Source organism: Cellulomonas sp. P4_A2, from assembly GCF_056402515.1.
In genome coordinates, this window is record NZ_JBFUHG010000156.1 from 1 (window position 1) to 405 (window position 405).

Here is a 405-nt window from a genome sequence, read left to right on the forward strand (position 1 = left end):
GATCTGGCCTGCGTCGCCAAACTGGGCAGCGCCGAGACCGGGGACACCCTCTCGGCCCCGGACGATCCGCTGCTGATGGAGCCCTGGACCATGCCCGATCCGCTGCTGCCGCTCGCCATCGAGGCACACAGCAAGGCGGACGAGGACAAGCTCTCCCAGGGGCTCGCACGGCTCGTCGCCGAGGACCCGACCATGCGCCTCGAACAGAACCAGGACACGCATCAGGTGGTCCTGTGGTGCCTTGGCGAAGCCCATCAGGACGTGGCCCTGGACCGGCTGCGCACCCGGTACGGGGTCCAGGTCGACTCCGTACCGCACCGGGTGCCCCTGCGCGAGACGTTCGCCGGCCCGGCGACCGGCCGCGGCCGGCACGTCAAGCAGTCCGGCGGCCACGGCCAGTACGCC

The 405-nt window shown here is 71.6% G+C and carries 1 pseudogene; it reads left to right on the forward strand.

The features are described from left to right. Positions 1-405, forward strand: a pseudogene (locus AC1DUE_RS20515) (elongation factor G-like protein EF-G2); the annotation flags it as partial.